Here is a 21089-nt window from a genome sequence, read left to right as displayed (position 1 = left end):
CGGGGTCCTTGTAAATGGTCTTGGCAGCCTGTCTCAGGCCTGCCGCTGGCGCAAAACGGCCACCCAGCGGTCCACGGACTTGCCCGGAGCGTCCTGCAGGGCCCGGCTGTTCTTGTTGCGCTTGTTGCTGACGACTTCCATTCCCAGCGACTCCAGCGCGCGCAGCGCAAGCCGGTGCTCGACATCGAAATAGCTGGTGATGACCAGCATGCCGTCGGGCCGCAGCTTGGCGATGCCCTGGTCGAAAATCTTCTTCCACAGCTCCTGACCGTGCCAGAAATTCTGGTGGCGCATAAAGACCATGTTGAAGTCATCGCTCAACTCCTTGTGCTGATCGATCTTGGTGGCGTCCTCGATCAGAAACTGCGCGGGCAGGTGTCCATGCGTTTCACGAGCCTGCCGGATTTCGCGAATGCGAATGTCCGCACCGATCATTTCGACCTCACCGCCCTGGGTAAGTTCGGAACCGACTTTGATCAAGGTCTCCGCTTCATCGCAGCGCCCGCAGGCCAGATTGAGGATGCGCATGTCCTTCTGCGCCGCAGGCAGATGCGGCGAGAGCGAGTCATGCAGCAGCGATTTCAGCTGCGACATGTCTTCGGCTATCGGAGCGGGCAGCATATCTCAAAACTTCAATTCCTCACCGAAGATCATGCGTGCCGCCTGGGCTACGTCCTTGTCTCCGCGACCGGAAAGATTCACAAGGATGATCTGATCTTTGCGCATGGTCGGGGCCACTTTATGGACTTCGGCGATGGCATGGCTGCTTTCGAGGGCGGGGATGATGCCTTCGACCTGGCTGAGCTCCTGGAACGCGGCGAGCGCCTCGTCATCCGTGGCGTAATTGTAGGTCACGCGGCCCTGCTCATGCAGCCAGGCGTGTTCGGGGCCGATGGCGGCGTAGTCGAGACCCGCGCTGACGCTGTGGGTGAGCTCGATCTGCCCGTCGGCATTGGCCAGCAGCCAGGTCTTGGTGCCTTGAAGAACGCCGAGACGACCGCCTTGGAAACGTGCGGCATGGCGCTCTGGAATGATGCCATCACCGCCGGCTTCGACGCCCGTCATGCGCACATCCTTGTCATTCAGGAAGGGATGGAAGAGGCCGATGCTGTTGCTGCCGCCGCCGACACACGCGACGAGAAGATCCGGCAGGCGCTCCTCGCGCTCCAAAATCTGGCGGCGTGCTTCGACGCCGATGATGCGGTGGAAATCACGCACCATCATGGGGAAGGGGTGTGAACCGAGGGCGGAACCGAGGATGTAATGCGTGGTGCGCACGTTGGTCACCCAGTCGCGCATGGCCTCATTCACCGCTTCCTTGAGGGTGGCCTGACCCGCCGTCACAGCGACGACTTTGGCCCCGAGGAAACGCATGCGTGCGACATTCAGCGCCTGGCGCTCCATGTCCACCTTGCCCATGTAGATGACGCATTCGCAGCCAAAACGTGCGCACACCGTGGCGGTGGCGACACCGTGCTGGCCGGCACCGGTTTCAGCGATGATGCGCTTTTTGCCCAGGCGCTGCGCGAGCAGGATCTGCCCGAGGGCGTTGTTGATCTTGTGGGCGCCGGTGTGCAGCAGGTCTTCGCGTTTGAGGTAAATTTTGGCGCCGCCGAGTTTTTCGGTCCAGCGTTCGGCAAAGTACAGCGGCGTCGGGCGGCCGACGTATTCGTGGAGCAGCCGGTCCAGTTCCTTCTGGAAAGCAGGGTCGGCCTTGGCCTTCTCGTAATGATCCGAAAGTTCAGTCAGCGCCGCCATGAGCGTCTCTGGCACGAACATGCCGCCGTACTGGCCAAAGTGGCCGTGGCTGTCGGGCATCACGGGGAGGGGAAGAATGGAGGCGGCGGTCATGGGGGGATGAAAGTAGATCGAAGACCTGCCCTTGGCAACGTCTGCGCTGGCTTCAGGCAAAGTTACGCTCCCTGCTCAGGAATGGACCGCTCCGCCTTCGAGGGCGGCGAGTTTTTTTTCCAAGGCGCGCACGCGGTCCAGCAAATCAGGGATCTTGGCCGGAAGGCTGAGCATCTTACGGCCTTCCATGAGCGGACGGGCGGGGTAGCCGGTGTAGGCCCCTGCTTCAAGAATGCTTTTGGTGACCCCGGATTTGGCAAAGAACATGACCTTGTCGCCAATCTCAAGGTGACCTGCCACGCCGACCTGCCCGCCCATGGTGACGTAATTGCCCAGGCGGGTGCTGCCTGAGATGCCGGTTTGAGAGACGATGATGCAGTGCTTCCCAAGCGTGCAGTTGTGGCCGATCTGCACCAGATTGTCGATCTTGCAGCCCTCGCCAATCCAGGTGCGGCCGAAGCGGGCGCGGTCAATGGTGGTGCAGGAGCCGATTTCGACATCATCATCGATCTGTACGATGCCGACCTGATCGATCTTCTGATGGCGTCCTTGAACCTGTTCGTAGCCGAAGCCGTCGCTGCCGATCACCGAGCCGCTGTGCAGAATGACGCGCTGCCCCAAGACGCAGTATTCCTTGATGACGGCGTTGGCGTGAATGACGCAGCCAGCGCCGAGTTTGACTCCACGACCAAGATAGACTCCTGCGTGAATGGTGCAGCCATCGCCAAGGCGCACGCCGGTCTCAATGACGGCATTCGGACCGATGCTGACCTTTTGCGGGTCGTAGACCACGTCACTGGCCACCGTGGCGGTGGGATGCACGCCGGGCACAAATTCAATGGCGGGAGGGCCAAAGAAACGAATGACATGAGAGAAGGCGAAAGTGGGGTTTTTCAGGCGAATGAGCGCAAGCCCCTCCCGCGCATCTTCAGCGTCAAGGTCCTCCGGAACGAGAGCGGCGGAGGCACGGGTGGTCTTGAGCGCAGGCAGGTAGCGTGCATTGCCAAGGAAAGTCACTTCACCCGGGTTGGCTTCCAAAATGGAGTTCAGACCGGAGATGATGGATTCCGGGCTGCCCGCAGAGAGTGTTCCTCCGACGAGTTCAGTGAGTTTCTGAAGGGTGATGGAATGGCTCATGGTGCAGACGAATACAGCTACGCTGGAACAAAAAAAGGCACGTCGCAAATGTTTGCGGCGTGCCTTGGAATAACTGACAGCCGCAGGCTATTTTTTGGGTTCCTCAGCCTTGGGTGCCGGAGCGGCGGCGCCTTCTTTCTTGGGCTCGGCGCCTGGAGGTGGCGCATCCTTGTTGAGTTCGACGATGAGCTGATCGGTGAGATCCGTGGCTGCACCTTCCCTGACGTGCAGAATGATCGGCACCGTGGAAAGGCTGACGCCGGTCTTGTCGAAAACGATGTCATAGGCATCCGCCTTGGAGCGGTCACGGACGACAACAAGAATCTCCTCATACAGGCCTTTGCGGATCTGCATGTCTTCCTGCTTGAGTTGCTGCTGACGGCGGTCTGCGAACTCCTGCATTTCCATTTCCAGGGCGCGGATTTCTTTCACTTTTTCGCCCAGTTCAGCGCCGTATTTTGCACGCTGCTCGGGAGTGATGATCGGATCACTGGCGATTTTCTGAAGCTTTTGGGCTTCGGCAGCCAGGTTTTTATACGTGTTCTGACGCTCAGTCATTTCCTGGGCGGCTTTTTCGTAATTGGCCTTGTACTTGTCCGCAGCGGTTTTGGTTTTGTGGAACTCCTGGAAGACTTTGGACATGTCGATCACACCGATTTTGAGGTCGGCGGCCTGAAGAGTGACGGTGGCGAGGATGAGGGCGATGAACGCGCTGCGAATCATAAGTGTGGGATTTTGAATGAGATTGAAGGGGCAGACAAACAAATTTGGCCGAACACGGGCTGTTAGAATTTGTAGCCCATGTTGAACTGGAAGCGGCCCCCGCTGCCTGAGGAAGCGTCTTTGCCGATTGGAACCGCATAGTCAACACGGATAGGACCGACAGGAAGGAAGAGGCGCAGGCCGATACCTGCATCCGAGTAAATCGCACCATTGCCATAGGCGGCCCCGGTGGCCCCCCCAATGGAGCCGACGTCACCGAAGAACACCACGCGCGGTGACTTCTCCGTGTTGGCGGTGATGTGCACCGGAACGGAAAATTCGCTGGAGGCATAGATGGATGTCAGACCGCCGATAGGCTCACCCGTGTTGTCCTTGGGTCCGGCATGACGATAAGTGAAGCCACGCAGATTGTTGGCACCGCCGAGGAACTGGCGCTCAAAAATGGGCACCCGGCTGCTGTTCCAGCTGTTGACGACACGGAACATGCCTTCAAAGCTCAAGATGGTGTCTCCGGGCAGATTGAAATACTGCTGGCCGCCGATGTTTCCGCCATAAACCGGGACGTCTCCACCAAGGCCAGAAATCAGGATCCCAGCTTCGATCTTGTGACCGCTGCGGGTGATAAAGACGCTGTCACGTGTGTCGTGCACAAAGTTCGTGTCGATCTTGCTTTGAATATAGGTGCCGGCCTCCTGGGCGATGAGAGCAGAGGCTCCGCTGGCAATGCTGCCGATTTGGACCTGCTGCAGGGTGTAAGTGCTCTCAATGTAGGAGTGCTCGCCCAGCCGTTTACGCAAACCGGACGAGACTCCGACGTTGGTCTGGTTGAAGAAGTTGGAGAGGTAATAGAGGTTGTGATAGAACGCTTCAACGGTGAGAGCCAGTTCACGCCCAAGGAACCACGGTTCGGTCCAGCTGATGGTGACGTCACGACGGAGGGCACCCGCACGGATGTTGGTGTTGAAACGCTGGCCACCACCGCGGAAATCCTTCCAGTCGCGGATGTCAAAGTTGGTCTGGGTCACCTGGATGAATCCCGTGATGCTGTCGATGGAGCTGAAACCTGCGCCGAAGTTCACCGTGCCGGTGGACTGCTCCTGCACGTTGATGTCCACATCCTTGTAACCGGGGGCGGTGGTGGGCGTGTTGCGCATGTCCACCGAACTGAAGTAGTTCAGGTTTTGCAGGCGGCTCTTGCCGGCCTCGATTTTAACGGTGTTCAGTTCCTCACCCGGGGCGAAGGGAAGTTCACGGCGGATCACTTCATCCTTGGTGACGGAGTTGCCGGAAATGTTGACCTTGCTGATGTAGGACTTGGTGCCTTCGGTGATGTTGTAGGCCACGGCGACTTTGCCGGCACCGGTTTCCAAAATGCTGGTCTCCACACGTGCATCGGCGTAGCCACGGGAGCCGTAGTAATCCTGCACCATCTTTTCATCAGCCTTGATGAAGCTGCCGACGTAAGGGAAACCTGGCTCAGTTTTGATGCCTTGCATCAACACTTCGGTGGTGAAAATGGTGTTGCCGGTGATTTTGACCGCCGAGACGTCATACTTGGCGCCTTCATTGATCACATAAACGAGGTCCATCTGCTTGGATGAAACTGGCTCGCGCCGCACCTCGGTCACCTTGGCATAGACATATCCCTTGTCCTGAAAGGCCTGCTCGATCTTCTTGATGTCTTCCTGCAGGTCCTGATTGCTCAGCTTGCCTTTTTTGCCCCACAAGTTCCAGATGTGGTGCTCCTGAGATTTGATGCTGCCGCGGAGCACTCGGGACTTGATGGCTGTGTTGCCTTCAAAACGGATGTCATGAATGATGCCGCGTGCGCCTTCATCAATCTTGAAAGTCACCGTGGAGAACCCTTCACGGGCGGACGGGGTGATGTCATAGCTTGCGATGACATCGGAGAATCCCTTCTTTTCATACATTTCCACAATCTTCTGCTGTGCAGCGGAAAGCTTGATGTCATCCACCGGGTCGCCCACCTTGACCGCGATGTCCTTGCGCAGCTTGCTGTTGTCGATGGCGGTGTTGCCAATGAAATTGATCTCTGCAATGCCGCCGCGACCGATGATTTCGACGATGACTTTGACGCCGCCGGCCACGTCCACCGCGTGGATGTCGAGGTTTTCCACCGCCCCTGTGCTGTAGAGAGCACGGATGTCACGTTCCACCGATTCATTGCTGAACGGCTGGCCCACACGGGTGGACAGCTGGGTGCGGATACGGTTTTCATCCAGCTTGACCGCGCCTTTGATGACGACTTGCACGTCCTGCACGATTTTTTTTGCCGTAGGTGCCGCCGGGAGGCCCGCTTGTGCTCGTGCCTGCTGCGTTGTGGTGATCAAGAGTGTGACAGCCACTACAGATAAAAGTGTCAGACGAGACAGATGGGAAGTTCCGTGGTTCATAGGCAGGGCAGAGTGAGCAAACGAGATAAAGACTGGGCGGCAAGGCACGCCCAAACTGGAGCATGACAAGCCTGCATTACTGCTTCCGCACCGCTCCACGTCAAGGCGTAAGTTCTAAGGGGCTTCTTGCCATTATTTGAGACCAAAGGATGTATAGGTGGCGGATTGAGGGTTTTCGTCCTTGTATGAGGCCAAAAAATGAAGCTTCCAGCAGCAACTGGAGCAACAGATTCGTCACCAAGCATGTCCCGTTCCAATCTAGGTAATTACATCCAGCTGCATCTGGTCGTGCTGGCATGGGGGCTCACGGCGATTTTGGGCAAGCTCATCCTGCTGCCGCCTGTGGATGTGGTGCTGTGGCGCACAGCGCTGTCGGTGCTCTGCTTTGGGGCGCTGGCCCGCTGCATGGGGTACTCACTTTTGGTGTCCCGACGTAGAATTTTGGCAATGTTGGCTGTGGGAATTATTCTAGGGCTGCACTGGATTTTATTCTTTTGGTCCGCCCGGCTGGCCACCGCTTCTGTCTGTTTGGCAGTGATGCCTACGGCCATGCTGTGGTCCTCGTTGATTGAGCCGGTCATTGATGGCTCGCGGCGCTGGCGGTTTTCAGAACTCCTCGTAGGCGCGGTCATGGTTGGGGCTGTGTGGCTTATCTATCAGGTGGAGTTCCGTTACTGGCTCGGCTTTTCCGTGGCCATCGCCGCCGCCGTGCTGGCCGCTTTCTTTGCCACCATGAGCAAACAGCAGGTCGCCCGGGACACGCACTGGAGCGTCATTGGCTTTTATCAGATGGGCGGTGCGTGCATCGCGGCGTGGATTTCACGGCCTTTCCTGGAAAACGGGCTCCTGCCGGAGCTGCCAGACGCCGCTTCGGCACTTTGGCTCGGTGTTCTTGCCCTGGTGTGCACCGTGGCAGCCTATGCGGGTTTCATGGATGTGCTGCGCCGAGTCAGCGTTTTCACGGTGAATGTCGTCTATAATATGGAGCCGGTGTATGGCATCGTGCTCGCCGCCTGGGTGTTTGGGAAGGCCGAGTACATGAGCGCGGGCTTTTATCTTGGCGCATCCATCATCATCGCTGTCGTACTGGCTTTGCCATGGATTCGGCGCTGGGTGGAAAGGTGAGAGTGCTGGACAGGGTGTGCAGCGTGGGCTTGCATCGGCACACCTGTGAACCGCCTCCGACACATCCTCGTCTCCGCCTCCGCAGGTTCCGGCAAAACCTACCAGCTGGTGCGGAGGCATCTGCATCTGCTCGCGCTCGGGCAGCCGCCGGAGCGCATCGCGGCGATGACCTTCACGCGGAAGGCGGCAGGGGAGTTTTTCCAGCGCATCCTGCAGCGGCTGTCCGTGCTTTCCCAGCACGGGGAGCAGCCGGAGCATTATTTCACGGGCATGGCACCTTTGCCGGAGCATTGGCCGGAGTTTGTGGACCTCCTGCGCAGGGTCACCCAGCAGCTCCATCGCCTGCGCTTGGGGACGATGGACAGTTTTTTCGCCAACATCACCGCCTGCTTTCCACTCGAGCTCGGCCTGCCACTGGGTGCCAGTGTGATGGCCGAAAATGAGGCGGCACAGGCGCGGCGGGAGGCGCTGGACGCCTTGCTGGAACGCATTCATTCCTCGCGTGATGAGCACGCAGGCCGTGCGTTGCTCGAAGGCTTCAAGCAGGCCACCTTTGGCATCGAGGAACGCAGCGCCGCAGGCAGCCTGGAGTCCTGGATCAATGATCACCATGCCACCTGGCTCGACAGCGGAGATGGCTCCCCATGGGGCAGGCTGCCCGGATTGAAGGTGGCAGAGGCCGGAAACCTTACGGCGGCGCTCAATGACCTGCGGGATCGTTTTGTACCGCGCACCGATGAGGGCGCCCGGTTCTTCGACGAATTCCTGGTGGAAGCCTCCGCCTTGGAACCGGGGGCGACACTGCCGCCGAGGGTGAAGTATTTTTTGGATAAAACGACCGCGGTCTGGAAGGATCTCAAGGCTGGCAGGGCGGAAATCGGCTGGGGGCGCGGCAAAAAATCCGAACTCACCGGGGAAACCGCGCGCGCCTGGGGGCGGGTGGCCGGTGCCATTCTTGACAAGGAGCTGGTCTGCCGGGCGCAGCGCACCCAGGGCATGGCGGCTCTCATGGCCTTGTATGAGGCCGAGTATGCCCGGCGAGTGCGTTCACGCGGACGGCTGTCCTTTGCGGATGTCCAGCGCCTGCTGGCAGCGGCGACCACGGACGGCGCGGAATGGGCGGACGGTGAAAGTGGTGACCTGTGGTTCCGGCTCGACGGGCGTTATGACCACTGGTTGTTTGATGAGTTTCAAGACACCAGCCGCGTGCAGTGGAATGTCGTGCGCGGACTCGTGGATGAAGTGATGCAGGATGACACCGGCAGGCGCAGCTTTTACGCCGTGGGGGATCCGAAACAGTCCATCTACCTCTGGCGGCAGGCGGAGCCGGGCCTGTTTGACGATGTTCTACGTGAATGGCCGCATCAGGACCAGGACGGCTTGGAACCGCAGACGCTCAGTCAGTCCTTCCGCAGCGCTCCGGCGGTGCTGGATGCGGTGAATGCGGTGTTTGCAAACCCGGCAGGCATTGAAGCGGTGCTGCCAGGATGTACTGCCGGCTTTGCTTTCAAAGAGCATGTGGCTGCGGAGCGGAATCGGCAGCTCAGCGGTTACGCGGCGCTGCTCAGCGTGTCGAATGAAGAGGGGTTGCGAAATCCCTCCACCACGCCCACGGTGACGGCGCTGCTGAACGAGATCCGCCCTTTGGAGCGCGGGCTGACCTGCGCGGTGCTGGTGCGCGGCAATAAGAACGCCAATGAAGTTGCGGAAGGACTGCGGGCGACAACGGGCATGGAGGTTGTGTGCGAATCGCAGATCCATCCGGCCACGGACAATGCGGTGACGCTTGCCCTGCTCTCGCTGCTGCAGCTGGCGGCGCACCCGGGTGATACCCTGGCTCTGGAGCATCTCAAAATGACGCCGCTCTGGCCCCAGATCGAGCTTCCAGAGCGTGGCTGGCGGCTGACCTGCCATCAGGTGCGTGAATCCGTGTTTGAGCGCGGTTTTGTCGGCTTCACGGAAATCTGGACCCGGCAAGTGCGCGCCCTGCTGCCGGAGATGGATGCCTTTCACGAGCTGCGGCTGCGTCAGTTCGGTGAAATGGCCGCCGAATTTGACGCCGGTGGTTCACGCGACATCGATGCCTTCCTCCAGCATGCGAGGGACATGCCGATGCAGGTGCGCGGCGCGGCGAACGCGGTGCAGGTGATGACCGTGCACAAGGCCAAGGGGCTGGAGTTTGATGTGGTCATCTTGCCGGACCTCAATGGCGATGCGATGGATCACGTGCGGCGGAGATCATTGATTGTGAATCGCGATGCGCAGGGCATTTCCTGGGTTTTGCAGGAGCCGCCGCGCATTTATGCGCCGTTGCATGAGGCTTTGGATGAGGAACTGGAGGTCTCGAAACAGCGCTCGGGTTTTGAGTCGCTCTGCCGTCTGTATGTGGCCATGACCCGGGCCAAACGTGGCCTGTATCTCATTGCTGAACCACCACCGAAGGCAAAAGAGCCATCCATGCGAGAGGCGCAGTTTTTGCGCCGGATGCTGGGTGTTTCGGGTGATTCCGAGGCTGGCGACTCTTATTTGATCGAGTGGCAGACGGGGGACGCGCAGTGGTTTGCCACATCCTCTGTCGTAAAGTCCCGGGCACCGGAAACGGTGGTGGTGTCGCGTCCGCTGGGAGAGCTGCTGCGGGAGTTCCAGCCGTTGGCCAAGCGCGTGACGCCTTCGGGAGAGGAAGATTTCCAGGTGAAGGGCAGCATGCTCTTCAGCGCGGGGCGTGAGCCGGGTCGGAGACTGGGCAATCTGGTGCATGAATTGATGGCTCATGTGGAGTGGTGGGACGCCACTTCGGACATGGCCGAACTCGAATCACGCTGGCAGTCGTCCGGACTGCTGCGAGGAGAGGCGGTTGAAACGACGGCGCTGGCGATGGTGCGCGGTGTGCTGCAATCAGCCGCTGCCCAGTTTGCCTTCGCCAGACCGGCGGCGGACGCACAGGCTTGGCGGGAGCGCCCCTTTGACCTGATCCACCAAGGAAGCTGGATCAGCGGCGTGTTTGACCGGGTTGTGGTCCAGCGTGATTCGGTGCGACTGATTGATTTTAAGACAGATGAGGTGGCGACCGAGGAGTCATTGGCCGAAAAAGTGGCGGGCTATCGCCCGCAAATTCTGCTATACCGCCAGGCTTTGGTGCGGCTGACGGGCTTGAAGTTGGAACAGATCGAATCGGCCCTGCTGTTCACCCGCAATGGCCGTCTGGTGGACATAAAGTAACTTTTTTTGAATCCAGGCCGCGTTTGATAACGCAAAAACTTGTGTGACCGCATTAGCTCTGGCATGGAATCCGCGCATCGTAGCCTTTTCGGAACGATCCGTGCCCAAACCCCTCATGAGCCAGCCAGAACTCAGCGAAGAAGACCTGCTCCAGCGTGCTGGACGTGGGGACTCGCGTGCTTTTGACCAGCTTTATGACCGTATGGCACCGCGCCTCTTTGGTCTTCTACGCCACATGCTGCATGATGAGCGCGAGGCCGAAGACATCCTGCAGGATGGTTTTGTGCTGCTGTGGGAGCGTGCCTCGACTTTTGATCCTGAGCGCAGCAAGGCTTTCACCTGGGCGGTGATGCTCTTCCGTCACAAGGCGATCGACCGCATGCGCATGCTGGGCCGGCGCAACCGTCTGGTGGACAGCGCGGCTTTGGAACACTCCACCTTGGGGGCCTCCTCCACTGACGGCGTCAATGAAGAGGTGGATGCCAATGAGCGCAGCCTGGTAGTGGGCGAAGCGCTGAAGGAACTGCCGAAAGAACAGCGACAGTTGATCGAATTTGCATTTTTGAAGGGCCTTACACACCATGTGATCGCCGAGTCTCTGGGCATGCCGCTCGGTACTGTTAAAACCAACATCCGCCGCGGGCTGCTGCGCCTGCGCGATCTTTTGAAAGGAGGCGCATGATGGACCAGGAACGTTTTGAAGAACTGGCCGCCATGAATGCGCTTGGCATGCTGGAGAACGACGAAAAGCGTGCTCTGGATGGTGCCGTCGCCCGCGACAAAGAGGTGCGCTTGCTCACCTCCGAACTGGAGCAGGTGACCGCGGAGCTGGCTTATCTTGTCCAGCCGGTGGAACCGCCTGCGAACATGAAAAAACGCATCCGTGCCAAGATGCGTGCCAAAGGTCTCAAGGGGGCCGGTGTTTCACGTGGCGTCATCATTGGCGGTACTGGCTGGGCGCTTGCCGCCAGCTTTGCCTTGGCGTCGGTCTGGCTCTGGAAGGAACGTGCCGGCATGACTCAGCAGATCGCCGCCGCCTCACGCGCCATCGCACCCGTGAACAATCCCGCCACTCCAGTGGTGGATGATGGCAAGACGCGCACGCTGGAGGAAGAACTTAAAAAGCGGCGGGATGAATTCGAGGCGCAGAAGCAGGCGCTGGCGAAGGAGATAGAAACGCTGAACAAGCGCGAGACGGAAGCCAAGGCACAAAACGCCAGGCTCACCGCCGAAGTGGCTGCGCTGAAAGAGCAGGAGCAGCAGTCCCAGCTTCAGATCGCCACCCTGCAAAGCAAGGTTTGGGAATACCGCCGGAGCGAGATGCTCGTGGTCTGGGACCAGAAACGCAGCCAGGGCGTGGTGATGCTTGATAAGATGCCGAAGGTGGATCCTGACAAAGATTATCAGCTCTGGGTCGTGGATCCCAGCAAGCCCAACCCGGTGAGTGCCGGAGTGGTGACCGTTGATGCCAAAGGTTCTGTGAAGGCCACCTTTAAACCTGTCGAAGCTGTCTCAGGTGAAGCCAAGTTCGCGCTGAGCATCGAGAAAAAAGGTGGCGTGCCGAAGAGTGAAGGGCAGCTCCTGATGGTTGGGCCGTGAGGCAAGGCGGGTCTTCTGACCAAGCCCAAGCTCCACGACCTGCACCGCCGTCTGCTGTTGCCAGCCGGCGCAAACCTCAGCTCTTCCAGCCACCGCCCATGGCCTTGTAAATGCGCACCCAGGCGGTTGCGACACGGGTGCGGCTCAGAGCGATGTCGTTTTGCGCATTGAGGGCGACGCGTTCTGCATCGAGCACGGTGAGGAAATCAGCGATGCCGTCCTGATAACGTTTGCGCGCCAAAGTGGCGGCTTCGCGGGCAGATGCGGCGGAAGCTTCGAGGTGGTGCAGGCGAATGCGTTCGCGGTCATAAGACGTAAGTGCGTTTTCAGCCTCTTCGAGGGCTAAAAGCACCGTCTGCTCATAGCGAGCGAGCGCGGTATCAGCACGGCGCCCGGCGGCGGCGATCTGCTGACGCACGCGGCCGAGATTGAAGGCGGCCCAGGTAATGCGCGGACCCAGAGTAAAGCCATCCGAATTGCGGCCAGTCAGGGAGCTCAGCGTGGATGCCTCCAGGTCGATGCGGCCGCTGAAGGTGACCCGTGGAAACAAATCCGCGACGGCCACGCCAATCCGGGCGGTTTCAGCCGCCAGAATGTCTTCAGCGACACGAATGTCCGGGCGTCGACGCAGCAGCTCTTCAGGTTTGACGATGCCGATCCGTGCCGGCGCGGAGGGCTGCTTTTTGATGCTTTGCAGCCGGGGGCGGAGCTCAGAGGGGTTTTGTCCGCACAAGACGGCGATGCGATGGATGGACTTGGCGATGTTTTCCTGATGCGTGGGGATTTGCGCCAGCGTGGCGTTCCAGAGAGCGTTGGCCCGGGCGACATCCAGCTGCGTGCCACGGCCCCCTTTGAGGGATGCCTCGGCGATGTTCAGGGCGTCGGACTGATTGCCTGCGTTCTCATTCGCCACCGTGAGCTGGGCCTGGGCCCCGCGCAGTTCCAGGTAGTTGATGGCAATCTCGGACTGCAGAGAAATCAGCAGGTCATGCAGGTTGGCATCCATGGCGCTTGAGTTGGCCTTGGCGGCTTTGACGGAGTTGCGGATGCGCCCAAAAAAATCAAGCTCCCAGTCAGCGTCAAAGCCGGTTCGGTACAACTCGTAATCACGCGTGCGCAGACCCGAGAAGGAGGTGGCTCCATTCCGCACGCTGTCGTAGGTGGAGCCGAAAGTGACAGTGGGGGCGTAGTTGAAGCGCGACTCACGCCACAGGGCACGGGCTTCGAGCAGGCGTGAGCGTGCGGCTGCGATGTCCTTGTTCTGGGCGTCAGCCTGGGCCACCAGCTCATTCAGCGTGCTGTCATTGAGCTTGCGCCACCAGGTGGCATCCACCTCGGCAGCATGCGCCGCATTCGCCCGTGAGGCGAAGTCGGCTGGCATCTTGGGCTGCGGCTTGACGAAACTCGGACCCACATTGCAGCTGGAAACCACGCAAGTGATGAGCAGCAGGGAATTAATGGGCTTCATGAAGCGTAGGGGAGGTTGCGGCTGAGCGGCGTTGTTCACGGCGTTCGACGAAGGCGCGGAGGATGACATAAAACACAGGCGTGAAGAGCAGGCCGAAGATGGTGACACCGATCATGCCAAAGAACACCGCCGTGCCAAGCGCCTGACGCATTTCCGCACCTGCACCCGTGGCGAGCACGAGCGGCAGCACGCCGAGAATGAAGGCAAAGCTGGTCATCAAGATGGGGCGCAGGCGCAGGCGGCAGGCCTCGATTGCGGCATGCACCCGGTCCATGCCCTGGTCCTGCAGCTGCTTGGCGAATTCGACGATGAGGATGGCGTTCTTGGCCGCGAGGCCGACGAGCACCACCAGGCCGATCTGCGTGAAGATGTTGTTGTCCTGCGCCCGCAGCCACACGCCGCCGATGGCGGAGAGCAGACACATGGGCACGATCAGGATGATGGCCATCGGCATGCTCCAGCTCTCATACTGCGCGGAGAGCACCAGGAAGACAAAGATCACGCAGAGCGGGAAGATGTAGATGAGCGTGTCTCCGGCGAGGATCTGCTGATAGGTGAGATCCGTCCACTCGATGGCAAAACCCACCGGCAGATTGTCTTTGGCCAGACGCTCGATCTTTTCGATCATCTGGCCGGAGCTGACGCCCGGCAGCGTGTTGCCGTTGATGTCGGCGGAGTAGTAGAGGTTGTAGCGCTGCACGCGGTCCGCACCACCGGTCTTGATGACTTTGACGAGAGCGGCGAGCGGCACCATTTCACCAGCCTGGTTGCGAATCTTGATGCGGCCAACGTCCGTCGGGTCTTTGCGGTAGGCCGGTTCAGCCTGTGCGGTGACCTGATAGGTGCGGCCAAAAAGATTGAAATCATTTACATAGACTGAGCCAAGGTACACCTGCAGCGCTTCGTTCAGATCAGCCAGGGAGACTCCCATGGTTTTCGCCTGCGCACGGTTGATTTCGAGTTTGAACTGCGGGCTCTTCGCGCGGAAGCCGGTGATGAGAGAAATCAATCCAGGCTCCTGCTGGGCTGCGGCCAGTAGTTTCTGGGTGGCGGCTTCAAGCGCCGGCAGACCGGCGTTATTGAGATCCTGCACCTGGATTTTGAAGCCGCCGGCATTGCCCAGACCCCGCAAAGGTGGCGGGGGCAGCACCAGCACCCGGCCCTCTTGAATGGTGGAGAATTTTTTGCGGATGACGGCCAGCAACCCGTCACCCTTGACTTCGGGATCGTGACGTTTGTCGAATGAATCGAAGACCAGGAAGGCGGCGCCGACGTTGGGCTGGTTGGCCTGCAGCACGGAGGAATAACCGGAGATCGCAAAGGTGTGCGCGATCCCGGGGATCTCACGTGCCATGGCGTCCATGCGGCGCACCACGGCGTCGGTACGCTCGAAGGCTGCGCCGTCCGGCAGCTGCACCAGCACGATGGCATAGCCCATGTCCTGGGAGGGAATGAAGCCGGCCGGCACATCCTGGAACAGCTTGCCAGCGAGTCCGATCAAGGCGGCATAACCGATGAGCACCAGCACGGCCAGACGAATGAGTTTGCCGACCAGCCCGGCATAAAGATCGGAGCCGAATTGGAACACACGGTTGAAACCCCGGAAGAACCAGCCAAACAGGAAGTTCAAGACACGGCTGAACCAATCCGGCGGTGCACCGTGCGGCTGCAGCAGGATGGCGCAGAGCGCGGGACTGAGGGTGAGCGAATTAAAGGCCGAGATGACGGTGGAAACCGCGATGGTAAGCGCAAACTGCCGGTAAAACTGGCCGGTGATGCCGCTGATGAATCCTGTCGGCACAAACACGGCGCAGAGCACCAGTGCCACGGCGATGACGGCACCGCTCACTTCGTTCATCGCACGCACGGCCGCCTCATGAGGGGCGAGTCCCTTGGCAATGTTGCGCTCGACGTTTTCAACCACGACGATGGCGTCATCGACGACAATGCCGATGGCGAGCACCAAGCCGAAGAGGGAGAGATTGTTGAGCGAGAACCCCAGCCACTGCATCACCGCCAGCGTGCCGATGAGTGAAACGGGAACCGCCAGCAGCGGGATCAAGGAGGCGCGCCAGTTTTGCAGGAAGATGATGACGACGAGCACAACGAGAAGGACGGCCTCCATCAGCGTGTGCAGCACCGAGGAGATCGAGGCGCGGACGAACTTCGTGGTGTCGTAGTTGATTTTGTAATCCACGCCCGGAGGAAAGCGCTCCTTGAGCTGTGCGAGCCGTTTGTAAACAGCATCGGCGGTTTCAATGGCGTTGCTGCCAGGAAGCTGGAACACGCGGAGTGAGACGGCATTGTAGCCATCCATGTAGGTGCGGCTGGAATAGTCGCGTGAGCCGAGTTCGATGCGGGCCACATTGGCCAGCCGCACCACATCTCCCTGCTTGCCAGTTTTGAGCACGATGTCACCAAACTCCGCCGCCTTCTTCAGTCGTCCGGGCGCAGTCAGGGTGTATTGAAATTCCGAACCTGTGGCAGCAGGCGGCTGGCCGAGTGATCCGGCGGCGACCTGCACGTTTTGCTCACGAATCGCGCGCACAATGTCACCTGCAGTCAGACCCAGGCCGGCGATCTTTTCAGGATCAAGCCAGACCCGCATCGAGTAATCAAGCCCACCGAGAGAGGACGCCTCCGCCACCCCGGGAATTCGGGCGATTTCGTTTTGAATCTGCAGCGTGACGTAGTTGCTGAGATACGCGACTTCACGTGAGCCGTCCGGACTGAAGAACTGCACGGCCAGTGTGAGGTCAGGCGAGCGCTTGTTGACCATGACTCCCAGACGGCGCACCTCCTCGGGCAGGCGTGAGATGGTGGCGTTCACGCGGTTCTGCACCAGCACCTGCGCCTGGTCGAGATCGGTGCCGAGTCGGAAGGTGACGGTGATCTGCACCTTGCCGTCACTCGTGGAGGAGGATGACAAGTACAGCATGTTTTCGACGCCGTTGATTTCCTGCTCCAGCGGCGTGGAAACGGTCTCGGCCAGCGTGCGGGCATCCGCGCCGGGATAAGCCGCCGAAACCACCACCGTGGGCGGAATGACCTCGGGATATTGAGCGATGGGCAGCGACACGTAGGCGAGGCCACCCAGCATTGTGATGACAATGCTCAAGACGGCCGCGAAGATGGGCCGATCCACGAAAAAGCGGGCGAAATTCATGAGGTGTTACTTGGTGGCCGCCACTGGCAGCATGTCCGTCGGTGTCGCCTTCACTTTGCCGCCATTGCGCACGCTCATGAGGCCGAGCACGACCACGCGATCGTCCGCCTTCAGGCCGCTGCGCACCACACGCAGTCCATCGAGCAGGGGGCCAAGAGTGATGGGGCGATAGACGGCTTTGTCTTCTGCATCGAGCACCCAGACGAAGCTGCTGCCCTGATCATCGCCCACGGCGGAATCACGAATGAGCACGCCGTCATATTCACCGCTGCCGGGAATGCGCACCTTGGCGAAGAAGCCGGGCGCCATCAGACGGTCGGTGTTCGGAAACACGGCACGGGCACGAATGGTGCCGGTGGCGGGATTGAGCTGATTGTCCACGAAATCGACCTGGCCTTTGTGGGGCCAGCCTTCTTCGTTGATGAGTGACATCTCGGCGGGGATCCGTTCGAACATCGCGCTCACACGCTCGCCCTGCTTGTGCATCTGTCGGTATTTCAGCACCGAACGCTCGTCGGCTTCGATCTCACAGTAAATGGGATCAAGCTCTACAATGGTGGTCAGCAGCGTGGTGTTTTGGGTGCCGCCGCTCACAAGATTCCCTTCGGTCACACGCGCATCACTGATGCGTCCGCTGATAGGGGCGCGGATCTGGGTGAACTCGAGATCAAGCTTGGCGGCGCGTAGGGCCGCCTCCGCCGCACGGACACCGGCCAGCTCCCCCGTGGCGCTTTTCAGGCGGCGTTCCGATTCCTCCACGGAGATCGCCTGCCCTTGACGCAATGCCGTGGCGTTTTTGGCTTCGACTCCGGCGAGTTCAGCCGTCGTTTTGGCTTGGGCGAGCATGGCCTCGGCACGTTCGACGATGGCCTCATAAGGGCGTGGATCGATGGTAAACAGCAGGTCTCCCGCCTTGACCTCCGTACCTTCTTTGAAGCTGACCTGGGTGATGTAGCCTGAGACGCGCGAGTGGATCTCCACGCGCTCACGCGCAGTCAGCCTCCCGGTGAATTCGTCCCAGTCCATGAGCCGTTTGGCGATGGGTTTGGCTACGGTGACTTCGGGGGTGGGAGTCTGCTGAGCTCCGCCAGGGCCCTGGGCACCGCGTTTGCAGGAGGTCAGGCAGCTCATCACGAGCAGGCCAGCCATGGCATTCCGCCAGGTGAGAATATGGGGAATCAGGTAAAACGAAGCGCATTGCATGGTCAGACTTACGTACGATGAGGCCTCTAAAATAGTGCATAAGTGACATATCGCTTATACACTAAATGAATGACCAACCTCAATGATCTCCAGCATGTCCGTGAATTTGTGCAGATAGCCGACACGGGAAGCATCTCCCGGGCCGCCAAAGTTCTCGGCATGGCCCAGCCCACGCTCAGCAGGCACCTGGCGGCTTTGGAGGCCCAGATGGGTGCACCGCTCATCCGCCGTGACACCCACACGATGAGCCTCACCACGGCCGGAATGATCGTGCTGTCGGACGCGCGTGAGCTGCTCACTCTGGCGGATCGCATGGGCAGCCGCCTGCGTTCTGAACGTCTTTCCCTGCGCGGCCATCTGCGCATGGTTTCCGTGGTCGATGTGGGCCAGTGGATCGTCTCCCGCGTTCTGTCACGGTTTAAAAAGCTGCATCCTGACGTCACCACGGAACTTCATCTGATCAATCGTCCGACCAAGTTCATCAAAGAGGGCTTTGATTGTGGCATCATGGTCGGTGCGCCCACCGACCGCCGTGTGGCCATCCGAAAGATCGCCCAGCTCAACCGGCGTCTCATTGCGGCACCGTCGTTGTTGAAAAACCACCCTCTGCCCGCCCGTCCGGATGATCTGAACCATCTGCCTTGGCTGGGGATTTTGCAGCCGCACTTTTATTCACGGGACCGGGTCGATCTGGAGCGGGCCAAGCAGGTCAAAAAGCTCAAGCTCGCTCCCGCCATGCTGCTGGACACCGTCACCGCTTTGCGTGAGGCCGCCATTGAAGGGGCCGGATTTACGATTCTGCCGGAGTGGATGGCGGCGCGTGACATCAATGCCGGAAGGCTGGTGCAGCTGCTGCCCGACTGGCATCTGGCCCCCCTCGATCTGCAAATCGCCCATGCCGCGCACGAACACCTGCCGCAGCGGGTGAAAAGCCTCATCGAATTCCTTGAGCAGGAGCTTCCGCTCGAAATCCACCGGCTGGATTTGAATGAGCGGTAGGTTCTGACCCTATTTTTGGAAAACGCCCCCGGCCCTCCAAAAAAATCCATGCGCAACGAGCACGCTCTGTGCTAGGAATCCGGCCCCATGCCGCCTTGCGGCCCGTTTACCCCCATCAAAAAACACCATGCCCAAGCAGACCATTCGTGACCTCGACCTCGCCGGAAAACGCGTTTTTGTGCGCGTCGATTTCAACGTGCCCCTCGATGAGAAAGACGGCCAGATGGTCATTACCGACGCCACCCGCATTCAGGAGACACTTCCAACCATCAAGTTCCTGATCGAAAAAGGCGCCAAAATCATCCTCGCCAGCCACCTGGGCCGTCCGAAAGGCCAGCGTGATCCCAAGCAGAGCCTCGCCCCCGTGGCTCCAGCGCTGAGCGCCCTGATCGGCAAGCCGGTTGCTTTCGCCAGTGACTGCGTCGGTGAAGAGGCGAAGGCCAAGGCGCTCGCCCTCGGCAACGGTGACGTGCTCCTGCTCGAAAACACCCGCTTCCATGCCGGTGAAGAAAAGAATGACGCCACACTGGCCAAAGGCATGGCGGACCTCGCCGAAATCTTCGTGAATGACGCCTTCGGCTCCGCTCACCGTGCGCACAGCTCCACCGCAGGCATCGCTGATTACCTGCCTGCCGTTTCCGGTCTCCTGATGGAGAAGGAACTGACCTGGCTGCACGACGAACTCGAAAACCCTGAGCGCCCCTTCGTGGTGATCCTCGGCGGCGCCAAGGTGAACGACAAGATTGGCGTCATCAACCGCCTGCTTGAAAAGGCTGACACCATCATCATCGGCGGCGGCATGGCCTACACCTTCCGCAAAATCGTCCAGGGCATCACCATTGGCAAAAGCCTCTACAAGCCCGAGTGGGAGCCGATCGCACAGGCCGCCCTCGACAAGGCCAAGGAGCGCGGTGTGAAAATCCTCATCCCTGTGGATGCGATGATCACCGATTCCTTTGACTTCGACACGAAGAAGCTCGGCAACATCAAATTCACAGCTGCAGGTGAAAGCATCCCTGACGGCTGGGAAGGCGTCGATATCGGACCTGAGTCCGTGAAACTCTTCTCCGACGAGATCGCCAAGGCCAAAACCGTCATCTGGAACGGCCCGATGGGCGTGTTTGAGATCAAGGAAAGCTCCAAGGGCACCTTTGACGTCGCTGAGGCAGTCGCGGCCAATTCCAGCGCCAAGACCATCATCGGCGGTGGCGACAGCGTGAAAGCCGTCAAGAAAGCCAAGCTCGGCGACAAAATGACCTTCATTTCCACCGGCGGCGGTGCCTCCCTCGAGCTCCTCGAAGGCAAAGTCCTTCCCGGCGTTGCCTGCTTGAAAGACAAATAATCGCCCCTCAGCTACCAACCCCTTTATTAAACATCCCCATGGCTTTCGTTCCCTTCCGCAAACCCATCATCGCCGCCAACTGGAAAATGCACATGACACCGCAGGAGACGGATGACTTCCTCCGTGCCTTCGCCCGTCTTGTGCCGGACAAAATTCCAGTGCAAATCGTCGTGGCTCCGCCTTTCGTCAGCCTGGCCAAAGCGCAGGACGTGCTCATTAACGCACGTGAGCAGAGCGTTGAACTGGCCGCTCAAAACATGAGCGCCCAGCCAGCAGGTGCTTTCACCGGGGAGATCAGCGCACGCATGATCAAGGAATGCGGCTGCAAGCACGTCATCCTCGGACACAGCGAGCGTCGCAGCCTCTACGGGGAAACCAACGCCATCGTGAACGCCAAGGTGCTTGCGGCCCTCGAAGCCCGCATCCATCCCATTCTTTGCATCGGCGAAACACTCGCTGAGCGTGACAATGGGCAGATCGAACAGGTGCTTGGCAGCCAGCTGCGTGAATCCCTTGCGGACGTGGGACCGCGTCGCATCACCGACTGCGTCATCGCTTACGAACCCGTCTGGGCCATCGGCACCGGTCGCACCGCCAGCCCCGAGCAGGCGCAGGAAGCCCACGCTTACACGCGTCAGGTGCTCGGCGAACTGTTTGGGGACGACGTGGCCGCCAAAATCCGCATTCAATACGGTGGCAGTGTGAAGCCTAGCAACATGGCCGAGCTGATCAGCCAGAAGGATGTGGACGGTGCCCTCGTCGGCGGAGCCAGCATGGAGCCCGGCAGCTTCTGGGAAATCTGTCGTGCTGCTATCGATTATGCGAATGCCAACGCGTAGCATT

General features: G+C 59.8%; 15 protein-coding genes. 7 read left to right on the top strand and 8 right to left on the bottom strand.

Annotated elements, in window-relative coordinates; all coding sequences use genetic code 11:
• Window positions 1-33 precede the first annotated feature (33 nt).
• From AC3RLQ_RS17360 to bamA, 5 genes are all read right to left on the bottom strand, one after another.
• Window positions 34-594 (bottom strand): class I SAM-dependent methyltransferase, encoded by a 561-nt coding sequence (locus AC3RLQ_RS17360; protein ID WP_493029934.1) that lies wholly within the window; start codon window positions 592-594, stop codon window positions 34-36.
• A gap of 30 nt (window positions 595-624) precedes the next feature.
• Window positions 625-1851 carry a tryptophan synthase subunit beta gene (trpB, locus tag AC3RLQ_RS17355; protein ID WP_461526529.1) on the bottom strand — a complete coding sequence of 409 codons (1227 nt, stop codon included), beginning with the start codon at window positions 1849-1851 and terminating at the stop codon, window positions 625-627.
• Window positions 1852-1926: 75 nt separating this feature from the next.
• Entirely contained in the window at window positions 1927-2988 is a 1062-nt protein-coding gene (gene lpxD, locus AC3RLQ_RS17350; RefSeq protein ID WP_493029933.1) for a UDP-3-O-(3-hydroxymyristoyl)glucosamine N-acyltransferase, read from the bottom strand.
• Between the two features lie 87 nt (window positions 2989-3075).
• The gene (locus AC3RLQ_RS17345; RefSeq protein ID WP_395730931.1) at window positions 3076-3711 is read right to left on the bottom strand and encodes an OmpH/Skp family outer membrane protein; all 636 of its coding nucleotides are present in this window, start codon (window positions 3709-3711) and stop codon (window positions 3076-3078) included.
• 62 nt (window positions 3712-3773) lie between these two features.
• Window positions 3774-6062 (bottom strand): outer membrane protein assembly factor BamA, encoded by a 2289-nt coding sequence (bamA, locus tag AC3RLQ_RS17340; protein WP_493029932.1) that lies wholly within the window; start codon window positions 6060-6062, stop codon window positions 3774-3776.
• Window positions 6063-6368: 306 nt separating this feature from the next.
• On the opposite strand from bamA, the gene AC3RLQ_RS17335 reads away from it, so the two are divergent.
• From AC3RLQ_RS17335 to AC3RLQ_RS17320, 4 genes are all read left to right on the top strand, one after another.
• Entirely contained in the window at window positions 6369-7250 is an 882-nt protein-coding gene (locus AC3RLQ_RS17335) for a DMT family transporter (RefSeq protein WP_493029931.1), read from the top strand.
• A 45-nt stretch (window positions 7251-7295) separates the two neighbouring features.
• Window positions 7296-10469, top strand: a complete 3174-nt coding sequence (locus AC3RLQ_RS17330) for a UvrD-helicase domain-containing protein (RefSeq protein WP_493029930.1) — start codon at window positions 7296-7298, stop codon at window positions 10467-10469.
• Between the two features lie 100 nt (window positions 10470-10569).
• The gene (locus AC3RLQ_RS17325; RefSeq protein WP_493029929.1) at window positions 10570-11151 is read left to right on the top strand and encodes an RNA polymerase sigma factor; all 582 of its coding nucleotides are present in this window, start codon (window positions 10570-10572) and stop codon (window positions 11149-11151) included.
• The gene (locus AC3RLQ_RS17320) at window positions 11148-12068 is read left to right on the top strand and encodes an anti-sigma factor domain-containing protein (protein ID WP_493029928.1); all 921 of its coding nucleotides are present in this window, start codon (window positions 11148-11150) and stop codon (window positions 12066-12068) included. Before AC3RLQ_RS17325 ends, AC3RLQ_RS17320 begins: the two co-directional genes overlap by 4 nt.
• A gap of 76 nt (window positions 12069-12144) precedes the next feature.
• On the opposite strand, the gene AC3RLQ_RS17315 is transcribed toward AC3RLQ_RS17320, so the two are convergent.
• The 3 genes from AC3RLQ_RS17315 to AC3RLQ_RS17305 are packed head-to-tail and all read right to left on the bottom strand — an operon-like array spanning window position 12145 to window position 17851.
• A complete protein-coding gene (locus tag AC3RLQ_RS17315; RefSeq protein ID WP_493029927.1) occupies window positions 12145-13536 on the bottom strand; it encodes an efflux transporter outer membrane subunit in 1392 nt (463 codons plus the stop codon).
• Window positions 13523-16702, bottom strand: a complete 3180-nt coding sequence (locus tag AC3RLQ_RS17310) for an efflux RND transporter permease subunit (protein ID WP_493029926.1) — start codon at window positions 16700-16702, stop codon at window positions 13523-13525. Before AC3RLQ_RS17310 ends, AC3RLQ_RS17315 begins: the two co-directional genes overlap by 14 nt.
• A 6-nt stretch (window positions 16703-16708) precedes the next feature.
• Complete coding sequence (locus AC3RLQ_RS17305; RefSeq protein ID WP_493029925.1) at window positions 16709-17851, bottom strand: efflux RND transporter periplasmic adaptor subunit; 1143 nt, start codon at window positions 17849-17851, stop codon at window positions 16709-16711.
• 123 nt (window positions 17852-17974) lie between these two features.
• Between AC3RLQ_RS17305 and AC3RLQ_RS17300 the strand changes: the two genes are divergently transcribed.
• From AC3RLQ_RS17300 to tpiA, 3 genes are all read left to right on the top strand, one after another.
• Window positions 17975-18904, top strand: coding sequence for a LysR family transcriptional regulator (locus AC3RLQ_RS17300; RefSeq protein WP_493029924.1), 930 nt, complete (start codon window positions 17975-17977; stop codon window positions 18902-18904).
• Between the two features lie 127 nt (window positions 18905-19031).
• Entirely contained in the window at window positions 19032-20246 is a 1215-nt protein-coding gene (locus AC3RLQ_RS17295) for a phosphoglycerate kinase (RefSeq protein ID WP_493029923.1), read from the top strand.
• Between the two features lie 38 nt (window positions 20247-20284).
• Window positions 20285-21085, top strand: a complete 801-nt coding sequence (gene tpiA / locus AC3RLQ_RS17290) for a triose-phosphate isomerase (protein ID WP_493029922.1) — start codon at window positions 20285-20287, stop codon at window positions 21083-21085.
• Window positions 21086-21089: the final 4 nt, after the last annotated feature.

Source organism: Prosthecobacter sp. GW821-HT29F12, assembly GCF_058803405.1.
Note: the sequence above shows the minus strand (reverse complement) of the source record. Positions and strands in the feature narration are given on the sequence as shown.

Bases quoted from the DNA above. Each gene is read 5' to 3' on its own strand.
- trpB (WP_461526529.1), bottom strand. From the start codon at position 1,851: ATGACCGCCGCCTCCATTCTTCCCCTCCCCGTGATGCCCGACAGCCAC.
- AC3RLQ_RS17335 (WP_493029931.1), top strand. From the start codon at position 6,369: ATGTCCCGTTCCAATCTAGGTAATTACATCCAGCTGCATCTGGTCGTG.
- AC3RLQ_RS17295 (WP_493029923.1), top strand. From the start codon at position 19,032: ATGCCCAAGCAGACCATTCGTGACCTCGACCTCGCCGGAAAACGCGTT.
- AC3RLQ_RS17320 (WP_493029928.1), top strand. From the start codon at position 11,148: ATGATGGACCAGGAACGTTTTGAAGAACTGGCCGCCATGAATGCGCTT.
- AC3RLQ_RS17315 (WP_493029927.1), bottom strand. From the start codon at position 13,536: ATGAAGCCCATTAATTCCCTGCTGCTCATCACTTGCGTGGTTTCCAGC.
- AC3RLQ_RS17305 (WP_493029925.1), bottom strand. From the start codon at position 17,851: ATGGCTGGCCTGCTCGTGATGAGCTGCCTGACCTCCTGCAAACGCGGT.
- lpxD (WP_493029933.1), bottom strand. From the start codon at position 2,988: ATGAGCCATTCCATCACCCTTCAGAAACTCACTGAACTCGTCGGAGGA.
- AC3RLQ_RS17345 (WP_395730931.1), bottom strand. From the start codon at position 3,711: ATGATTCGCAGCGCGTTCATCGCCCTCATCCTCGCCACCGTCACTCTT.
- AC3RLQ_RS17360 (WP_493029934.1), bottom strand. From the start codon at position 594: ATGTCGCAGCTGAAATCGCTGCTGCATGACTCGCTCTCGCCGCATCTG.
- AC3RLQ_RS17310 (WP_493029926.1), bottom strand. From the start codon at position 16,702: ATGAATTTCGCCCGCTTTTTCGTGGATCGGCCCATCTTCGCGGCCGTC.
- AC3RLQ_RS17300 (WP_493029924.1), top strand. From the start codon at position 17,975: ATGACCAACCTCAATGATCTCCAGCATGTCCGTGAATTTGTGCAGATA.
- tpiA (WP_493029922.1), top strand. From the start codon at position 20,285: ATGGCTTTCGTTCCCTTCCGCAAACCCATCATCGCCGCCAACTGGAAA.